This window comes from Aliiglaciecola sp. 2_MG-2023 (assembly GCF_030548145.1).
In the GTDB taxonomy this organism is placed as follows: Bacteria; Pseudomonadota; Gammaproteobacteria; order Enterobacterales; family Alteromonadaceae; genus Aliiglaciecola; species Aliiglaciecola lipolytica_A.
On the sequence record NZ_JAUORY010000004.1, the window covers coordinates 53,438 to 68,586 of the forward strand.

The window sequence follows — 15,149 nt, forward strand, 5'->3', positions numbered from 1 at the left end:
CTGCACCATCACGGTGTGGTTAATTTATCATTTTAACTACTGAGTAGTTTTTAATGTCTGATATTGATAAAGAATTTGTATTAAGGGATTTTCCTAGCGATAACGCCCCAACGCCAAATGAATTCTTTTCACTTAGCACCCAAAGGTCATGAGAATCTCCCTTTGAGAATGCGACTAGGCCCTTTTTTAATGATAAGTAATAAGTGTAAATTGATTTGTTGCCACCACTTTGGGTGGCGTTAATCACAAAAACTTCCCCATAGCTGTCTAGTTCAGCGATACGTTGCATACCTTTATTGGTATAGCTCAGCGAATTATGCGTCCATGTATTTTCTGTCTGAAATGTACTGATTGGTATTGCCAACCCAATAGAAGGGATGCATAAGTAAGCGTGGGAATACTCCTGACATGCCAGTTCTTGGTATAACTCATAGCTTCCGCTCCATCCAACTCCAACCGAGTTAACGCTTTCGCTATCAAAGTGAATTTTTCCGTTTTTAACATCCATAAACACAGATAGCGTATAGTGACTCTTGCTAGAGTGCCCTACCTTAAGGTTGTCTGTATTCACCTTTACGTAATGAAAATTAACTTTAGCTGAATCCATAGTACTCAAAGTCTCTTTTGGTTGTTTATTGGTTGCACAGCTTGCCGTGAAAGCTGCACAAATACTCACTATCAACATAAAAAAGAATCTACTTAACTGCATTATTAAAAACCTCTAATCTCTTTTAGGAATGAATCAGCCCTGAACTCTTCCTGTTTTTGAAATTGCGCCCCGGTCAGCCCTATCGGATTACTCTGATTAAAGGTATGCCCCATCTCATGAAGTGTCAAGTCATAAAGGCCATTCATGCCAGACCTAAGGTTTGCATGGTAACCTAGCTTCCCCTCACTTCTCGTTACCGCTTGTCCATTTCTAAAGTTTGACATTTTTGATGAGGAGTAATGAATCTCGGAGCTAAACATAACTTTAGTTATCTTGCCATTCTTACCGAATGCTTGGTGAGGTACTAAGGCGTGAGCACTTCCTGTGTTGCCACTCAGCCTTTCTGAGTGAAATATATACTTTATATTGCTGTAGGTATCACGAAACCCTCTTGTATTGTCGGTCTCTAATACTGACCCGGGAGGGATTGCCAGAATATCAGCGGTCGCCTTGCTAATCATTTTATCTTGATTGATTACGTACTCTTGTTGCTCGGCAGAAAGGCCACCCCAAGCCACACCTTCGGCTAATTCTGCGTACATTAAGTTTGGGGTGTCGAGAGTGCCCACACTTCCTGCTGAGCTTTCACCACCAATTCTAGCTCCACTGGTACCATTGTTATTTCCACTAGGCTTACCAATGCCAGAAGTATCCTTAGTTGTCGCAACAGTATTACCCTTTAAATCCTGAACACTGGTAACCGCGCCATTCGTGATTGTAGCTTTGCCAATTACTACTGATACTTTCGATTTTACTCGCCCACCAAAGTGATTTACCTCTCGCTCTTCAGTTACATTTGCTTCTTCTGCTTTCTGAGTATCCGTTGCCATTTGTGGTTGCTCGGCATCTGACATCGCGGCCAAATACCCCGTCGGATCCGTCCCCGCCATCGGATTATTCATAATATACGAATACGGGTTGATACTCTGGCTACTTTCTGGCATCTGGATGAAGGGGTCTACCGACATAAAGCGACCAAGGTTATAGTCATAGATGCGCCCGTTCATATGAATAAGCTGCTGTTCGACTAACTGTTCGTGTCCGGTATATCCGCGATATTGGCCGTCCCATGAGCTTAAAGAATCCAAAATAGAGCCGGTTCCCGCATCTATTGGTTTTCCAAATATTCCATGGGCGCGATAGCGCAGAACGACCGGTGAACTGGTTCTGCCTTTTAACAAGGTGCTGGGGCTGCCCAATCTGTCAACTAAGCTGTGTACCACACCTGCTGGATAAAGTCGTAAGTTAATGGGCACAACATTGCTGCAAGTTAGGAAAGTGGATTAAATCACAACGCTTAAATTGAAGTACCAGTGGTGTTGGTTTGAAGTTATTTGTTTAAAACGAATTAGTGGCAGGCATATATTTTGATATTCAAATAACACAAACAAAAAAGGCCTCGAATAATCGAGGCCTTGAATGTGGTTGCGGGAGCAGGATTTGAACCTACGACCTTCGGGTTATGAGCCCGACGAGCTACCAGACTGCTCCATCCCGCGCTTGAAACTGGTTTGATTGGGTAGTTGTTTTGTTTCTCTTCCCTCTCAAGTGGTGCGTATTATACATAGCCATTTACGCTGTGCAAGCAAGATATGCAAAAAATGCAATAAAACTTTAATATTTCAGACCGTTCGGTCAAAAATAACACAAAAGGCTTGATTTACGTACGATTTGACCACTATTGCTGATAAAAATTAATTAAATAAATCCATTTTTTCTGCAAGTTTAAAATCTAATTCACTGATCCCACCCACATCATGGGTGGTTAATTCAACATCTACCTTGTTATAGACATTGAACCATTCAGGGTGATGATTTAATTTTTCAGCCCAAATCGCAACTTGAGACATCCAACCAAACGCACGAATAAAACTTTTAAACTTAAAAGTCTTGATTAGTTTAGTACCATTTACTTGCCACTTTTGTTCTTCACTTTTACCTTCATTGATATCTAAAAGTGCATCTATGATTTGTTGTTGTGTATATTTTTCAGCCATGACCAAGTGTCCTTATTAAAAACGAGCTACCAGTGTTGAAAAAAACCGCAAAGATTAAAAGGGTTTAGTGAAAAAAGTATCGAGATTTTTTGGAAGGGGTTATTTACAAAAAATCCCCGAACTAGGTCGGGGATTTTAAATAAACATATTTAAGCTTAGAACTCGATTGCTAATCTAGCGTAAATTTGTCGACCACGTGGATCATGTACTTTGGAGTCAAAACCACTGTTTGTGAACAATTGAGGAGGCTCTTCGTCCATCAAGTTAATACCACCAATAGATAGTACATAACTCATGTCAGACTCTAACATTGTTCCCAAATCAAGATTGTATTGAGCATCAACCGTTACGTGACTGTCTACTTCGTAAAAACTATTAGTCGCACATACACCGCCAGTTGCTAAGGTGCCATCGCTACAGTTTTGATCATCATCATAGCCGCTGATGTAACGAACAAATACGTTAGCTGCGTGAACGCCTGTATTCCAATGTAATCCTAGATTCATACGTAATTCAGGTGAAGATACGCCAATATTATTAAAGTTACGTCTGCCTGCACCATCAATTTCACCAGCCTGGGGATCATTCAAGTCATACTTGGTAATAAAGGTTGCATTAATTGAAGGCGTAAAGGTACCCGCGTTTTCTGTTTCTATCTTGTAGCTACTGACAAAATCTAATCCAGAGGTCTTTAACGAGCTAGCGTTTACATAAGTATTATTAACTTGTAAAACAGGACCAGTTAAAGGGTCTCCGGCGCGAACAACGCGGTCAGGATTCGTAGGCTCAGCATTTAGTACCGCCTGAGCGTTCTCTTGAATAATTAGATTATCAAACTCGAAACTCCAATAATCTACCTCGATTGATAAGTCATCAATAGGTTCAAAAGAAACACCTAAGTTATAAGCAGTCGATTCTTCAGGCGTGAGATCTTCATTACCCGAAGTACGGACAGCTGCGAATGCCTGTGCTTCTTGCACCGGGTCGATCAACTGTTGTAAAGACGTCGCACCACCATTTCTTAAAAATACAGTTGGCGCTCTGAACGATGTTGATACAGATGCGCGTAACGACAAGGTCTCACTAGCCCGATAAGAAAAAGCTAGTTTTGGATCTAAAGTATCACCTATAGAACCGCCGTAATCTTCGTAACGCAAGGCTATTTGAATATCAAGATTTTCGCTAACGGGTAAAGCTAATTCGCCAAACACAGCCCACACATCTAAAGAGCCTTCAAAGTCAGGGTTACCAATTACAAACGTAAAACTGTCTTGGTTAGCCAAAGAATCATAATCTTGAGATAGTTTTTCTTCTCTATATTGCATTCCTAGCGCAACTCCAGCTGCACCACCTTCTAAATCAAATGCTTCGAATGAAGCAAAGCCTTCAAACACTTCTAAATCAGCTTTTGAATCAATCGATTCTTCACCGGTAAATGAATCAACCACATACTGAGAGTTAGGTGCTGTAGTGAAAGAATTAGCGAATGGATTAAAGTATTCACAGTCCCCTTCCCCTGGCGTTCCAGTAAGTGGATTACACTGACTTCCGCCTAACCCATTTAACGCTAAGTTAAACTCTGTATTTAACACATCAGGTACTTTAAATAGGAAGTCATTGACGGCGCGGGTATAACTCACTTCCCAGAAACCATTTTCTAACTCACCTTGCAAAGCAGTATTAAATCTAAAGGTATCTGATTCAGTTTGCGCGGGATCTCCATCGAAACCATTACCTTCGGCACGTCCAAAGAAAGCAACTGGCGCACCGAATGGGTTTTGCGGATGGTCAGCAGGTACGATAGGTGAAGTTAATATAGGGAAGCTTGGCGCTCCACCACGCTCGGCACGGTTTCTTGCGTAACCAAATTCGGTGGTCCACATAATTTCTTCCGTTAGCTGATAAGTACTTTGTGCATAAATATTAGTACGAGACTCATCTGCAACATATGAATAATAAGGACCAAAGTCGAATCCACATAAACCAATTTCAAGCCCAGGAATAGTTCCACTAGGAGCACGTAAATCAGGGTAGCCACCAAACTCTTCGCAACCATAGGGGTCAATAATAGGTAAGGTTCCTACCCCTGGAATGGTTAAAAAATACGAACCAGGGTTACCTAAAGCACTGGTATCATCTTGAGGACGACTAAGACGACGGTCGCTAATAAATAAAGGGGAACGATTGGTATAACTGACCGCAGCCATGATATTCCCTTTATCACCGTTAGCTCCCCACAAGCCTTGCATCACGTATTCTTTATTATCGCCATGAGCACCATCTTGGTAATCAAAGCTCATCATCGCGCCTTCATAATTGCGTTTAGTAATGAAGTTAACAACACCGGCTACAGCATCAGATCCGTAAAGCGCTGAGGCACCGTCCTTAACTACTTCCATTCGATTTATTGCTATCATCGGCACCAATGAACTGGTATCAACAAAGTTCAACCCTTCATTAGTTGGTTGAGAATTTACAACCTGACGACGATTATTCAGCAGTACCAATGTTGAAGCGACCCCAAGACCACGTAAATTGATATTAGAGGTACCTGCTGTTGCATTTTGGGTAAAAGCATCGGGATTATTTTCAGAGCCCGAGTTAATGGTGAGGGTTTGCGTAATATCTGCGATATTTTTAGCACCGATGGCGTCTATTGCTACGCTATCGATTACCGCTAAAGGTGATGGTGATTCAAAATTTTCGGAACGTCTTACAAAGCTTCCGGTGACCATTATTAGTTCTACTTCTTCATTAGCTTGTTGCTCCTGTGCAACAGCCACTTGAGGCATCGCTAAAAATTGCGTAGAGACTATTGCCGCTATCGCGCTAATACGAGTCTTGATTTTCATTGAGTGTCCCCTAAATCAATGTGAGCAGCAGCGGTCTAAGCAACATCTAATAGCAATGTGATAAAACCAACACTCTCACTTGATAGTTTTTAATTTTTGTTTTGGGCTAGCGATTTCCCGCAGCCTCCCACAAATAGTAGGGGGATAATCGCTCTATGTAAATTTACTGTTACTTATATGTTAATATTTGCTAAATATATGGCCCTACCAGTCGATAGACAGGTAGACCAGATACTACTGAACTAGAAGCATCAGAAACTTCCCAATCATGGCCGGTTTTTCTCTGTTTTCAATTTCGACTTGGGTGTTAAACCTATATAGAACACCAGTGGGTTTAACCGTCTTAGATTCCAATGAGACGTGATACCGAATCCGATCATTCACTCTGACTGGCTCTAAAAAACGTAGCGTATCGATACCATAATTCAGCAAAGTTTGCGTTGCAGGGTTCAATTCAATTAATTGATAAAATGCATTTGGCATTAACGCAGTTGACAATAATCCGTGGGCAATAGGCATCCCAAACGGACTCTCTTTTTCACACCGGGATTTATCCACATGTATCCATTGGTGGTCATTTGTTGAATCGGCAAATTTATTAATTGTTTCTTGATCAATAGTAATCCAATTAGTCTCGCCTAAATTATCGCCTTCTACTAAATCTATTAAAGCTTTTGACATGTATCACCTTCATTTATTTACATTAATTAACAAATATTTTAAATCTTACCAACCTAACCACTATTAATAAAATGAATGTTATGTATAATGTTCTATCATGATTTTTAATAAACCATCCGTCTTGGTTATGTGAAATTTAAATATAGGATCCATATGAATTTAAATCGAATTGACTTGAATTTGTTTGCTGTTTTTGATGCGATTTATACCGCTGGCAGTCTTACCAAAGCAGCAGATGTTTTATGTATTACCCAACCAGCCGTTAGTAACTCCCTTGCTCGATTGCGGGATATGTTGAATGACCCATTGTTCGTGCGTACGGGTCATAGTATGACCCCTACTCCAGTCGCTCAAAATATTATTGGACCTGCTAGGGATGCACTCTCATTGTTAAGAAAAAGTGTGCAAGACAGCCATACTTTTAATCCTGAAACAGCTGAAAAAACCTTTCACTTTGCCACCCGAGATCTTTTTGAAGCGAGTTTAATGCCCAGGCTACTTGCCAATTTGCAAACCAGAGCCCCTAAGATAGCAATAACGAATTTTGAACTGTCTCGAAATGCAGTCGTGTCCGCGATGGCAAGTGGCAGTTTAGATTTCTTTGCTGACTCATCAACCTTCACTGATCCACACTTGTGCAAACATCAATTTGCCCAAGATAGATTTGTGGTGATGGCACGGAAAAATCATCCGGATTTGCGTAATGGTATTGATTTGGAAACATTTTTGCGACTCGGCCAAGTCAATGTATCCCATCGACGCAGCGATCCCGGCCCAATTGAATTAGCATTAGACAAAATTGGTAAACGACGCAAAATAGTATTGCGTGGCCAACATTTTTTGACTATTCCCAGTATCATAGTAAAAACAGATTTGATTGCGTGTATTCCCTATCACCTCGCAAAACACTATGACCTGTCATTTTATGAAATGCCCTTTGAAGTTCCATTGGTAGAACACTATCTGTATTGGCACGTAAGCGCAGATCATGACCATGCGCACATTTGGATGCGGGAACAGATTTTAGAAGTGGCCCGCCAATTTAATCACCACTAATACACACTTGACTAGATTCCAACTCCCTAGAAACTACGGGAGTTGGATTGTTAAATTTGGGATTTCCCCGCATATTCTCGTGACATCCCATATCATTGGCAATGTATAAGGCTCTATACCTTAGTATCAACAGTTAGATTTTAACTGGTGTAAAACCCGCGTTTAATTAACCCCGTCAAACGCAGACACAACAATTAATTTTATTTACTGAGGAATTTAGCCATGTTGAAAATTGTTAAAACTTCTATCGCCATCGCAGCCACGTCTTTAATATTAACGGGAACCGCCCAAGCAGATATTAACGATGCTTTGCAGAACATTTGCACTATTGTAAAAACCGATGATAAGGGTGAGCTTCGTAAGAAGATGAAAAAAGTGCAGTCAGATTACAGATTAAAATTAAAAGATTATTACGCCGGTGTGTCCTGTGGCGGGAACAGTCTAATACGCACAGCCATGTTAAGTGATGCTGTTGAAACGGGCACATTAATGGTTAAAAAAATGCCAAAATCTGATTTAACGACTCCTGAAAAGGACGGTAAAACATTACAAGCTTGGATAGCAGAAAATGGCTTAGATGCCTCACCTATTTCTGCCGTGATCAAAGATCGCATCTAAAGACTTTTTATAAAGAACTAAACCAGTTCAACATGGTAAGTAGACGTGCGCTGTCTACATCCTCGGAAAACAGCCTCATTTGAGGCTGTTTTTCGTTATTAGTAACGGATTTATTAAGCTCAAATTTTTAATCCAAAACTCAAGTTATACACACCTCAAAAAAGTAAAAATGCGTTTTTACAGACTTTTAAAATTAAATATTAATCATATATATCAGTATTTTAGGCATTATCACACACGTTATGGTATAGCTTCGCATACCTAAGTATCAAGGCGCAGATTTTAATGTGTCGTGAAATCGTTTTTAATTAATCCCGTCAAAACGTGAACCAAAAATTTTAACTACTGAGGAATTTAACCATGTTGAAAATTGTTAAAACTTCTATCGCCATCGCAGCCACTTCTTTGTTACTTACGGGTACAGCCCAAGCAGATATTAATGATGCTTTGCAAAATATTTGCACCATCGTGAAAACTGATGACAAAGGTGAGCTTCGCAAGAAGATGAAAAAAGTTCAATCTGACTACAGATTAAAATTAAAAGACTATTACACAGGTGTATCCTGCGACGGAAACAGCCTAATCCGCACAGCAATGTTAAGTGACGCCATTGAAACGGGTACGCTTATGGTGAAAAAAATGCCAAAGTCAGACCTAACCTCTCCAGAGAGTGATGGAAAAACATTGCAAGCATGGATAGCAGAGAATGGCTTAGATGCTTCTCCTATCTCAGCGGTGATTAAAGATCGCATCTAAGGACTTTACTTAGAACTGAACCAGTTCAACATGGTAAGTAGGCAGGGCGCTGCCTACGTCCTCGGGAAACAGCTTCTTTTGAGGCTGTTTTTCGTTTAATCAAACAAAATATGAATATCGATAAACAACGTTACATACTAGTAATAGCGTCTATAGCCCAAGGCTGACTAACCTAAAAAACGTTCAATTTGCTCATTTACCTGTTGAGGATATTGGTGATGCAACCAGTGATTTGCATTCTCAAACCTAACCACTTTTAGATTGGGCACATAATCATCTAAACCATTTAATATCTCAGGAACAAACGCTAAATCACGAATCCCCCACAGCACTAATGTTGGTACATTGATTCTTATATTAGGGATCTTCATCTTTTGTGTATCTTTAACAGGCCCAGAAGCATGCCCATTAGTATTAACTGGTGCTAACTGAGGCATGACTCGATAGTAATTTAACATTGCATCTAAAACCCCAGAGATTTGCCAACTTTGTTGGTATTCCAATATTTCTGCAGGGGTCAAAGCAGAATTACCATTTTCATCCAAGAACATATCTTTTAAAAAGCGAAAATCATCTTCTGATACTTTTTCAATCGCATCAGATGCAATAAGTTGATGTATGTAGCCGCTTTTTTCTCGTTGCACTTGATTACTTATCATTTCACGGGTAAAAGTGCTCGGGTGAGCTGCGTTTAAAATCACTAAACTGGAAAACAAATCTGCATGAAAAGCCACAAGTGGCCAGGCGATTGCCCCACCCCAATCGTGGGCAATAAGTGAAACAGGCTGTCCTGCAGCAACAAAAGTTACAAACCTACTCAACACTTCGACTAAATTAGTAACTTGATAAAATTCTATATCGTTTGGCTTAGATGATTGATTATAACCCGGAAGATCAGGGGCAATCACTCGGTAGTGTTTACAGAAGTGGGTTATTTGATTTCGCCAGGTTCGCCAATTTTCTGGAAAACCGTGTAAAAATATCAGAGTTCCCTTGGGAGCGTCACAATCACACATTTCTACATAATGAATGTAGCAGTCATCAATTTGGGCGAGTTTACTTTGCATAGACGTATCCAAAATTTTGCTTAGTTCAGAGTAAATAAAAAAGCGGATGAAATATCATCCGCTTTTATCAAACATAAACCTGTGTAGTCTAACCAAGTTTACTATTAGTCAATCATGAAATAATCAACTGGCATGCTCATTAAGTTTTCAGAGCCGGTTTCTATTGCCGAAGCATGAGAACGCGTGCGTGAAAGTAATCGAGCAAAGTAGAAACCAGCAGTTTTCAGTTTTGCTTCGTAGAACGCAACTTCTGAAGTTCCTTCATCTAACTTTTGCTGGGCAACGACAGCCATTTTAAGCCATAGGTAGCCAACAATAATGTAGCCAGAATACATTAAGTAGTCCACAGACGCTGCGCCCACTTCATCAGGATTTCCGGCTGCACGTTTGGCTATTTCCTGAGTCATTTGAGACCACTCATCAATGTGTGATTCAATTGCATTAGACCAAGCATTAAATTGTGATTTATCTCTTACACTCAAGCAATATTCTTGAACTTCCTTAATAAAGGTTTTCAGCAATTCGCCATTGGAACCAAGAATTTTACGCCCCAACAAATCGATAGCTTGAATACCGGTCGTTCCTTCATACATAGTACAGATTCGAGTATCACGGGCTAGTTGCTCCATTCCCCACTCTTTGATGAATCCGTGTCCGCCATATACTTGCATACCATAACTGGTTGTCTCTTGAGCGGTTTCCGTTAAGAAAGCCTTAACAATCGGTGTTAATAAAGCAAGCTTAGCTTCAGCTACTTGTTTTTCTTCTTCATTTTCACTGTATAGAGTTATATCCACCATTTGCATACAGTAAATTGCCAGAGCGCGATTGCCCTCAGCAAAGGCTTTTTGGGTCAACAACATACGACGAACATCTGGATGAACGATAATTGGATCTGCAGGACCTTCTGGATTAACCGGACCTTTTGTAGAACGGAACTGCAATCTATCTTTGGCGTAGGCTAATGCACCTTGGAACGCAGCTTCGGTGCCAGCTAGACCTTCCAAACCAGTACCGATTCTAGCGGTGTTCATAAAGGTGAACATGCAGTTCAAACCGCGGTTTGGAGGACCAATTAGATATCCCTTAGCGTTATCAAAGTTGATAACACAAGTGGCACTGGCTTTGATCCCCATTTTGTGTTCAATAGAACCACATGCAACGTTATTACGGTCAAGAACTTCACTTTGCTCATTTACGTTGAACTTAGGCACAACGAAAAGAGAAATACCTTTAGTTCCTGCAGGCGCATCTGGTAAACGGGCTAGAACGATATGCACAATGTTTTCAGAAAAATCATGCTCACCAGCAGAAATAAATATTTTAGTTCCAGTCAGGCTATAAGTACCATCATCATTTGGTACAGCTTTGGTTTTCAACATCCCCAAATCTGAACCACAATGGGACTCAGTCAAACACATAGTCCCTGTCCAACGACCTTCAATAAGAGGTGGCAAGAAAGTTTGTTTCTGTTCGTCGGTACCGTGACTAGTAATTGTAGCGATACACCCCTGACTCAAGCCAGGATACATAGCCCACGAATGGTTTGCACCAGATGTCCACTCAGCAATAGCTGAGGCCAATGAGTACGGTAATGCTTGACCACCGTATTCCACTGGGTGGGTCATCGAAGGCCAACCACCCTCGCAATAGGTTTTGTACGCTTCTTTGAAACCAGGAGGGGTTGTGACATTGCCGTCTTCCCACTTACACCCAACTTCATCACCAATTGCATTAATTGGTGCTAAAACATTTTCTGTAAACTTTGCCGCTTCGGCGGTAATAGCTTCGACCATTTCAGGGTTTGCATCTTCAAAACCTAATTTTTCATAATGCTTTTCGAAACCAAGCAGTTCGTTCATAACGAACAAGGTATCACGTACCGGAGATTTATAATTTTGCATATTTTTTACTACCTTTATTATTCTTTAATACACTTCAAATAAGCCGGCCGCGCCCATTCCGCCGCCTATACACATGGTGCAGACTACGTATTTCGCACCTCTACGCTTACCTTCAATCAACGCATGTCCAACCATACGTGCGCCACTCATTCCGTAAGGGTGACCAATCGACACAGCGCCGCCATTTACATTCAGTAATTCAGCAGGAATGCCAAGGGTTTTCTGGCAATAAAGCACTTGCACGGCAAATGCTTCATTCAATTCCCAAAGGCCAATATCTTCTATTTTCAAACCATGTTGCTTCAGCAGTTTGGGGATAGCGAAAACGGGACCAATACCCATTTCATCTGGTTCACAACCAGCCACAGCAATTCCTCTATACGCGCCAAGGGGGGTAAGGTTTAATTGCTCAGCTAATTTACTGTCCATCATAACGCTGGCTGATGCACCGTCAGATAGTTGGCTAGCATTACCCGCAGTAATACAACCACCTTCAATGACCGGTTTAAGGCTATTTAGTCCCTCTAGGGTAGTCTCAGCTCGGTTTCCCTCATCCTTAGTCAGAGTCACCTCTTCTAGGCTCTGCTCTTTTGTTTCTTTGTTGACGACAACTTTTGTTGCTGTAACTGGCACTATTTCATCATCAAACTTACCGGCTTGTTGTGCCGCTGCAGTGCGCATTTGACTTTGATAGGCATATTCATCTTGTTCATCACGGCCAATACCATAACGATTAGCAACCACTTCTGCGGTTTGTAACATTGGCATATAGATATCTTTGTGTTTGGCAACTAAGGCTTTGTCTACCGCACGATACATATTCATTTTGTCGTTCTGAACTAAACTGATTGAGTCCAATCCACCGGCAACCATAACGGGCACATTATCGGTGATAATGTGTTTTGCCGCAGTTGCAATAGCGTACATACCTGAACTACATTGGCGATCTAACGTCATGCCACCAACAGTAACGGGTAAGCCACCAGCAAGGGCACCTAAACGACCAATATTCATTCCACCAGAACCCTGAGTAAGGGCACTACCTAAAATAACGTCATCGACACTTGCTGGATCAATACCCGCTTTTTTAACCGCTGCGCTAATTGCGTGACCAGCCAAACTCGGCGCTTCTAGATTATTAAAGGCACCGCGATAAGCTCTGCCAATTGGTGTACGTGCTGTTGAAACAATAACTGCTTCTTTCATAATCAATCCTTAAATTCTTTACAATGTTTATAGTTCTTTACTTACAGAAGTCAGAAAATCGCTTGCCTTGTTCAGCCAATTTTTTCAGCAAAGGCGCTGGTTCAAACCACGCTTTCCCGTATTCACCCAACTCATCACGATATTTACACATCGCGGCATACACTTTATCTAAACCAATTTCATCAGCGTATTGCATTGGGCCACCACGATGGACAGGGAATCCGTATCCATATACATAAATAACGTCGATATCACTGGATTTGGCAGCAATGCCCTCTTCCAAAATATGTGCACCTTCGTTAATTAATGTGAAAATACATCTCTCAAGTATTTCTTGATCACTATGCTGACGTTGCTCCACGCCTAAACGCTCAGCTTCTTGTTTAGCAATTTCTGCTACGTCGGGATCCAAAATGGGCTTTCTGTTACCCTGCTCATAAAGATAAACACCTTTACCCACTTTTAACCCTACACGACCGTCTTCAACCAAACGATCGGCTACTACGGCATAACTAGGATCATGAGCAATATGTTCTTGTCGAGATTGACGAACAAAATAACCTATGTCTAAACCTGCCATGTCGCCCATAGTGAATGGCCCCATAGGCAATCCAAAATCATAAATGACTTTATCTACATGCTCTGGGGAAGCGCCCTCTAACATCATTCGGTTAGATTCACGTCCGTAAGGTTCAATCATGCGGTTGCCGACAAAACCAAAACAAACGCCAACCAATACCGCAACTTTGCGAATTTTCTTAGCTAATTGCATACTCGTTTTGATTACATCAGCCGAGGTTTTTTCACCCTTAACCACTTCTAGCAGTTTCATCACGTTTGCCGGACTGAAAAAGTGCAAACCAATCACGTCTTCAGGTCTCGAGGTACAAGCGGCTATTTCATTCACATCCAAAGTAGAGGTATTGGATGCCAAAATAGCACCTGGTTTACACACGGCATCAAGTTGAGTGAAAACTTGCTTTTTCACGTCCATCTTTTCAAATACAGCTTCGATTACTAGATCAACATCCGCTAGACCAGCATATTCAGTGGTGCCTTGTAGCAAGGCCATTCGAGCTTCAACGTCTTGTTGACTGAGCTTGCCTTTTTTCGCAGAGTTTTCGTAGTTACGACGAATAACGCCTAGCCCTTTATCAAGAGCCTCTTGCTTAAGTTCAAGCATAACCACAGGGATACCAGCATTGGCAAAATTCATTGCGATCCCGCCACCCATGGTGCCAGCACCAATAATACCGACCTTTTTAATTTCTCGAACTGGGGTGTTTTTGTCGAAATCAGAAACGTGTCCTGCAGCTCTTTCCGCAAAGAAAAAATGCTGTTGAGCTCTTGCTTGTGGAGATTTCATGCACTCCATAAACAATTCGCCTTCTTTTTCGAGGCCTTTTTCTAAAGGCAAACTAACGGCGGCCTCGACGGCTTGAATACATCTTTCTGGAGAGAAAAATCCGCGGGCTTGTTTGGCAATACCTTGACGATATTGAGCAAACAACTCTGCCGGAGCAGTCGCTGGGTCGATTTCAATATCTTTCACTCGTTTAATTGAACAACCGTCTTTAATCAGAGCAGTGATAAATGCGAGACTTTCGTTTAGTAAGTTTGCTGGCTGCTCAACAATTAAGTCAAAAACTCCAGTCACTGCGGATGCTTTAACCGGTTTACCAGAAACTATCATGTCCAATGCTTTTGCCACGCCGGCTAAACGAGGTAAACGCTGAGTACCACCTGCACCAGGCAGAATTCCTAGGTTAACTTCTGGCAAGCCAATTTTATTATCTGCAAAAGTAATTCTGTAATGACAGGCCAAAGCGACTTCCAGTCCACCACCAAAAGCTGGACCATTTAACACTGCAATGATTGGCTTGTTAGCATTCTCAATCAAATCCAGTACTACCGGTAACAACGGCTCCATGTCTCCTGAGGAAAATTCACTGATATCTGCCCCGCCAGAAAATAATCCTAACTGAGAGGAAATGGCAATTGCTTTGATACTTGAATCGTCCAAGGCCCTTTTTATTTCATCAATTAGTCCTACACGTACCGACTTCGATAATGCATTAACAGGCGGGTTTTGCATCATAACTAAGGCAATCTCACCTTGATTTTGACTTACTACAGCAGCAGATTGTTCAGTGCTCATAAAATCCTCAATTTAAAGATTAATAATTCATTAGAACGCTGATACTAGGCCAGCCCACTCAATCATCCAAATTTATTGATTTTATAATTGCAAATAAATGAAATTGATATAGCTGATAGCGGTTGATTTTGTTGATTATAAGGCT

12 protein-coding genes and 1 tRNA gene are annotated in these 15,149 nt (G+C 41.2%); 3 read left to right on the forward strand and 10 right to left on the reverse strand.

All coding sequences use genetic code 11. The annotated features are described in order from the left end of the window. Window positions 1-19 precede the first annotated feature (19 nt). The 6 genes from Q4567_RS05665 to Q4567_RS05690 form a co-directional block, all read right to left on the reverse strand. Window positions 20-709 (reverse strand): hypothetical protein, encoded by a 690-nt coding sequence (locus Q4567_RS05665; RefSeq protein ID WP_216047377.1) that lies wholly within the window; start codon window positions 707-709, stop codon window positions 20-22. A 2-nt stretch (window positions 710-711) separates the two neighbouring features. Next, complete coding sequence (locus Q4567_RS05670; protein ID WP_303499672.1) at window positions 712-1,965, reverse strand: RHS repeat domain-containing protein; 1,254 nt, start codon at window positions 1,963-1,965, stop codon at window positions 712-714. A 166-nt stretch (window positions 1,966-2,131) separates the two neighbouring features. Next, a tRNA-Met gene (locus Q4567_RS05675) sits at window positions 2,132-2,208 on the reverse strand. 195 nt (window positions 2,209-2,403) lie between these two features. Further along, entirely contained in the window at window positions 2,404-2,706 is a 303-nt protein-coding gene (locus Q4567_RS05680; protein WP_216049536.1) for a 4a-hydroxytetrahydrobiopterin dehydratase, read from the reverse strand. Window positions 2,707-2,861: 155 nt separating this feature from the next. Then, a complete protein-coding gene (locus tag Q4567_RS05685; RefSeq protein WP_216049535.1) occupies window positions 2,862-5,558 on the reverse strand; it encodes a TonB-dependent siderophore receptor in 2,697 nt (898 codons plus the stop codon). Between the two features lie 234 nt (window positions 5,559-5,792). Beyond that, complete coding sequence (locus Q4567_RS05690) at window positions 5,793-6,239, reverse strand: MaoC family dehydratase (protein WP_303499674.1); 447 nt, start codon at window positions 6,237-6,239, stop codon at window positions 5,793-5,795. Between the two features lie 153 nt (window positions 6,240-6,392). On the opposite strand from Q4567_RS05690, the gene Q4567_RS05695 reads away from it, so the two are divergent. The 3 genes from Q4567_RS05695 (at window position 6,393) to Q4567_RS05705 (ending at window position 8,669) form a co-directional block, all read left to right on the forward strand. Continuing rightward, window positions 6,393-7,295, forward strand: a complete 903-nt coding sequence (locus tag Q4567_RS05695) for a LysR family transcriptional regulator (protein ID WP_216049533.1) — start codon at window positions 6,393-6,395, stop codon at window positions 7,293-7,295. Window positions 7,296-7,517: 222 nt separating this feature from the next. Then, window positions 7,518-7,913 carry a DUF3718 domain-containing protein gene (locus Q4567_RS05700; RefSeq protein WP_216049532.1) on the forward strand — a complete coding sequence of 132 codons (396 nt, stop codon included), beginning with the start codon at window positions 7,518-7,520 and terminating at the stop codon, window positions 7,911-7,913. 360 nt (window positions 7,914-8,273) lie between these two features. Further along, entirely contained in the window at window positions 8,274-8,669 is a 396-nt protein-coding gene (locus Q4567_RS05705) for a DUF3718 domain-containing protein (protein ID WP_303499675.1), read from the forward strand. A 167-nt stretch (window positions 8,670-8,836) separates the two neighbouring features. Here Q4567_RS05705 and Q4567_RS05710 read toward each other — a convergent pair whose 3' ends face one another. The 4 genes from Q4567_RS05710 to Q4567_RS05725 all read right to left on the reverse strand — a co-directional run bounded on the left by Q4567_RS05710 (window position 8,837) and on the right by Q4567_RS05725 (window position 15,004). Further along, a complete protein-coding gene (locus tag Q4567_RS05710) occupies window positions 8,837-9,736 on the reverse strand; it encodes an alpha/beta fold hydrolase (RefSeq protein WP_303499676.1) in 900 nt (299 codons plus the stop codon). 104 nt (window positions 9,737-9,840) lie between these two features. Continuing rightward, on the reverse strand, window positions 9,841-11,640 hold the full coding sequence (locus Q4567_RS05715; RefSeq protein WP_216049529.1) for an acyl-CoA dehydrogenase C-terminal domain-containing protein: 1,800 nt from the start codon (window positions 11,638-11,640) through the stop codon (window positions 9,841-9,843). 24 nt (window positions 11,641-11,664) lie between these two features. Beyond that, a complete protein-coding gene (locus tag Q4567_RS05720) occupies window positions 11,665-12,846 on the reverse strand; it encodes an acetyl-CoA C-acyltransferase (RefSeq protein WP_216049528.1) in 1,182 nt (393 codons plus the stop codon). Between the two features lie 37 nt (window positions 12,847-12,883). Continuing rightward, window positions 12,884-15,004: a 3-hydroxyacyl-CoA dehydrogenase NAD-binding domain-containing protein gene (locus Q4567_RS05725; RefSeq protein WP_303499677.1), complete on the reverse strand. Its 2,121-nt coding sequence runs from the start codon at window positions 15,002-15,004 to the stop codon at window positions 12,884-12,886. Window positions 15,005-15,149 lie beyond the last annotated feature (145 nt).

Excerpts from the sequence above, each read along its gene's own strand:
- Q4567_RS05665 (WP_216047377.1), bottom strand. The coding sequence starts at position 709 with ATGCAGTTAAGTAGATTCTTTTTTATGTTGATAGTGAGTATTTGTGCA.
- Q4567_RS05680 (WP_216049536.1), bottom strand. The coding sequence starts at position 2,706 with ATGGCTGAAAAATATACACAACAACAAATCATAGATGCACTTTTAGAT.
- Q4567_RS05685 (WP_216049535.1), bottom strand. The coding sequence starts at position 5,558 with ATGAAAATCAAGACTCGTATTAGCGCGATAGCGGCAATAGTCTCTACG.
- Q4567_RS05690 (WP_303499674.1), bottom strand. The coding sequence starts at position 6,239 with ATGTCAAAAGCTTTAATAGATTTAGTAGAAGGCGATAATTTAGGCGAG.
- Q4567_RS05695 (WP_216049533.1), top strand. The coding sequence starts at position 6,393 with ATGAATTTAAATCGAATTGACTTGAATTTGTTTGCTGTTTTTGATGCG.
- Q4567_RS05700 (WP_216049532.1), top strand. The coding sequence starts at position 7,518 with ATGTTGAAAATTGTTAAAACTTCTATCGCCATCGCAGCCACGTCTTTA.
- Q4567_RS05705 (WP_303499675.1), top strand. The coding sequence starts at position 8,274 with ATGTTGAAAATTGTTAAAACTTCTATCGCCATCGCAGCCACTTCTTTG.
- Q4567_RS05710 (WP_303499676.1), bottom strand. The coding sequence starts at position 9,736 with ATGCAAAGTAAACTCGCCCAAATTGATGACTGCTACATTCATTATGTA.
- Q4567_RS05715 (WP_216049529.1), bottom strand. The coding sequence starts at position 11,640 with ATGCAAAATTATAAATCTCCGGTACGTGATACCTTGTTCGTTATGAAC.
- Q4567_RS05720 (WP_216049528.1), bottom strand. The coding sequence starts at position 12,846 with ATGAAAGAAGCAGTTATTGTTTCAACAGCACGTACACCAATTGGCAGA.
- Q4567_RS05725 (WP_303499677.1), bottom strand. The coding sequence starts at position 15,004 with ATGAGCACTGAACAATCTGCTGCTGTAGTAAGTCAAAATCAAGGTGAG.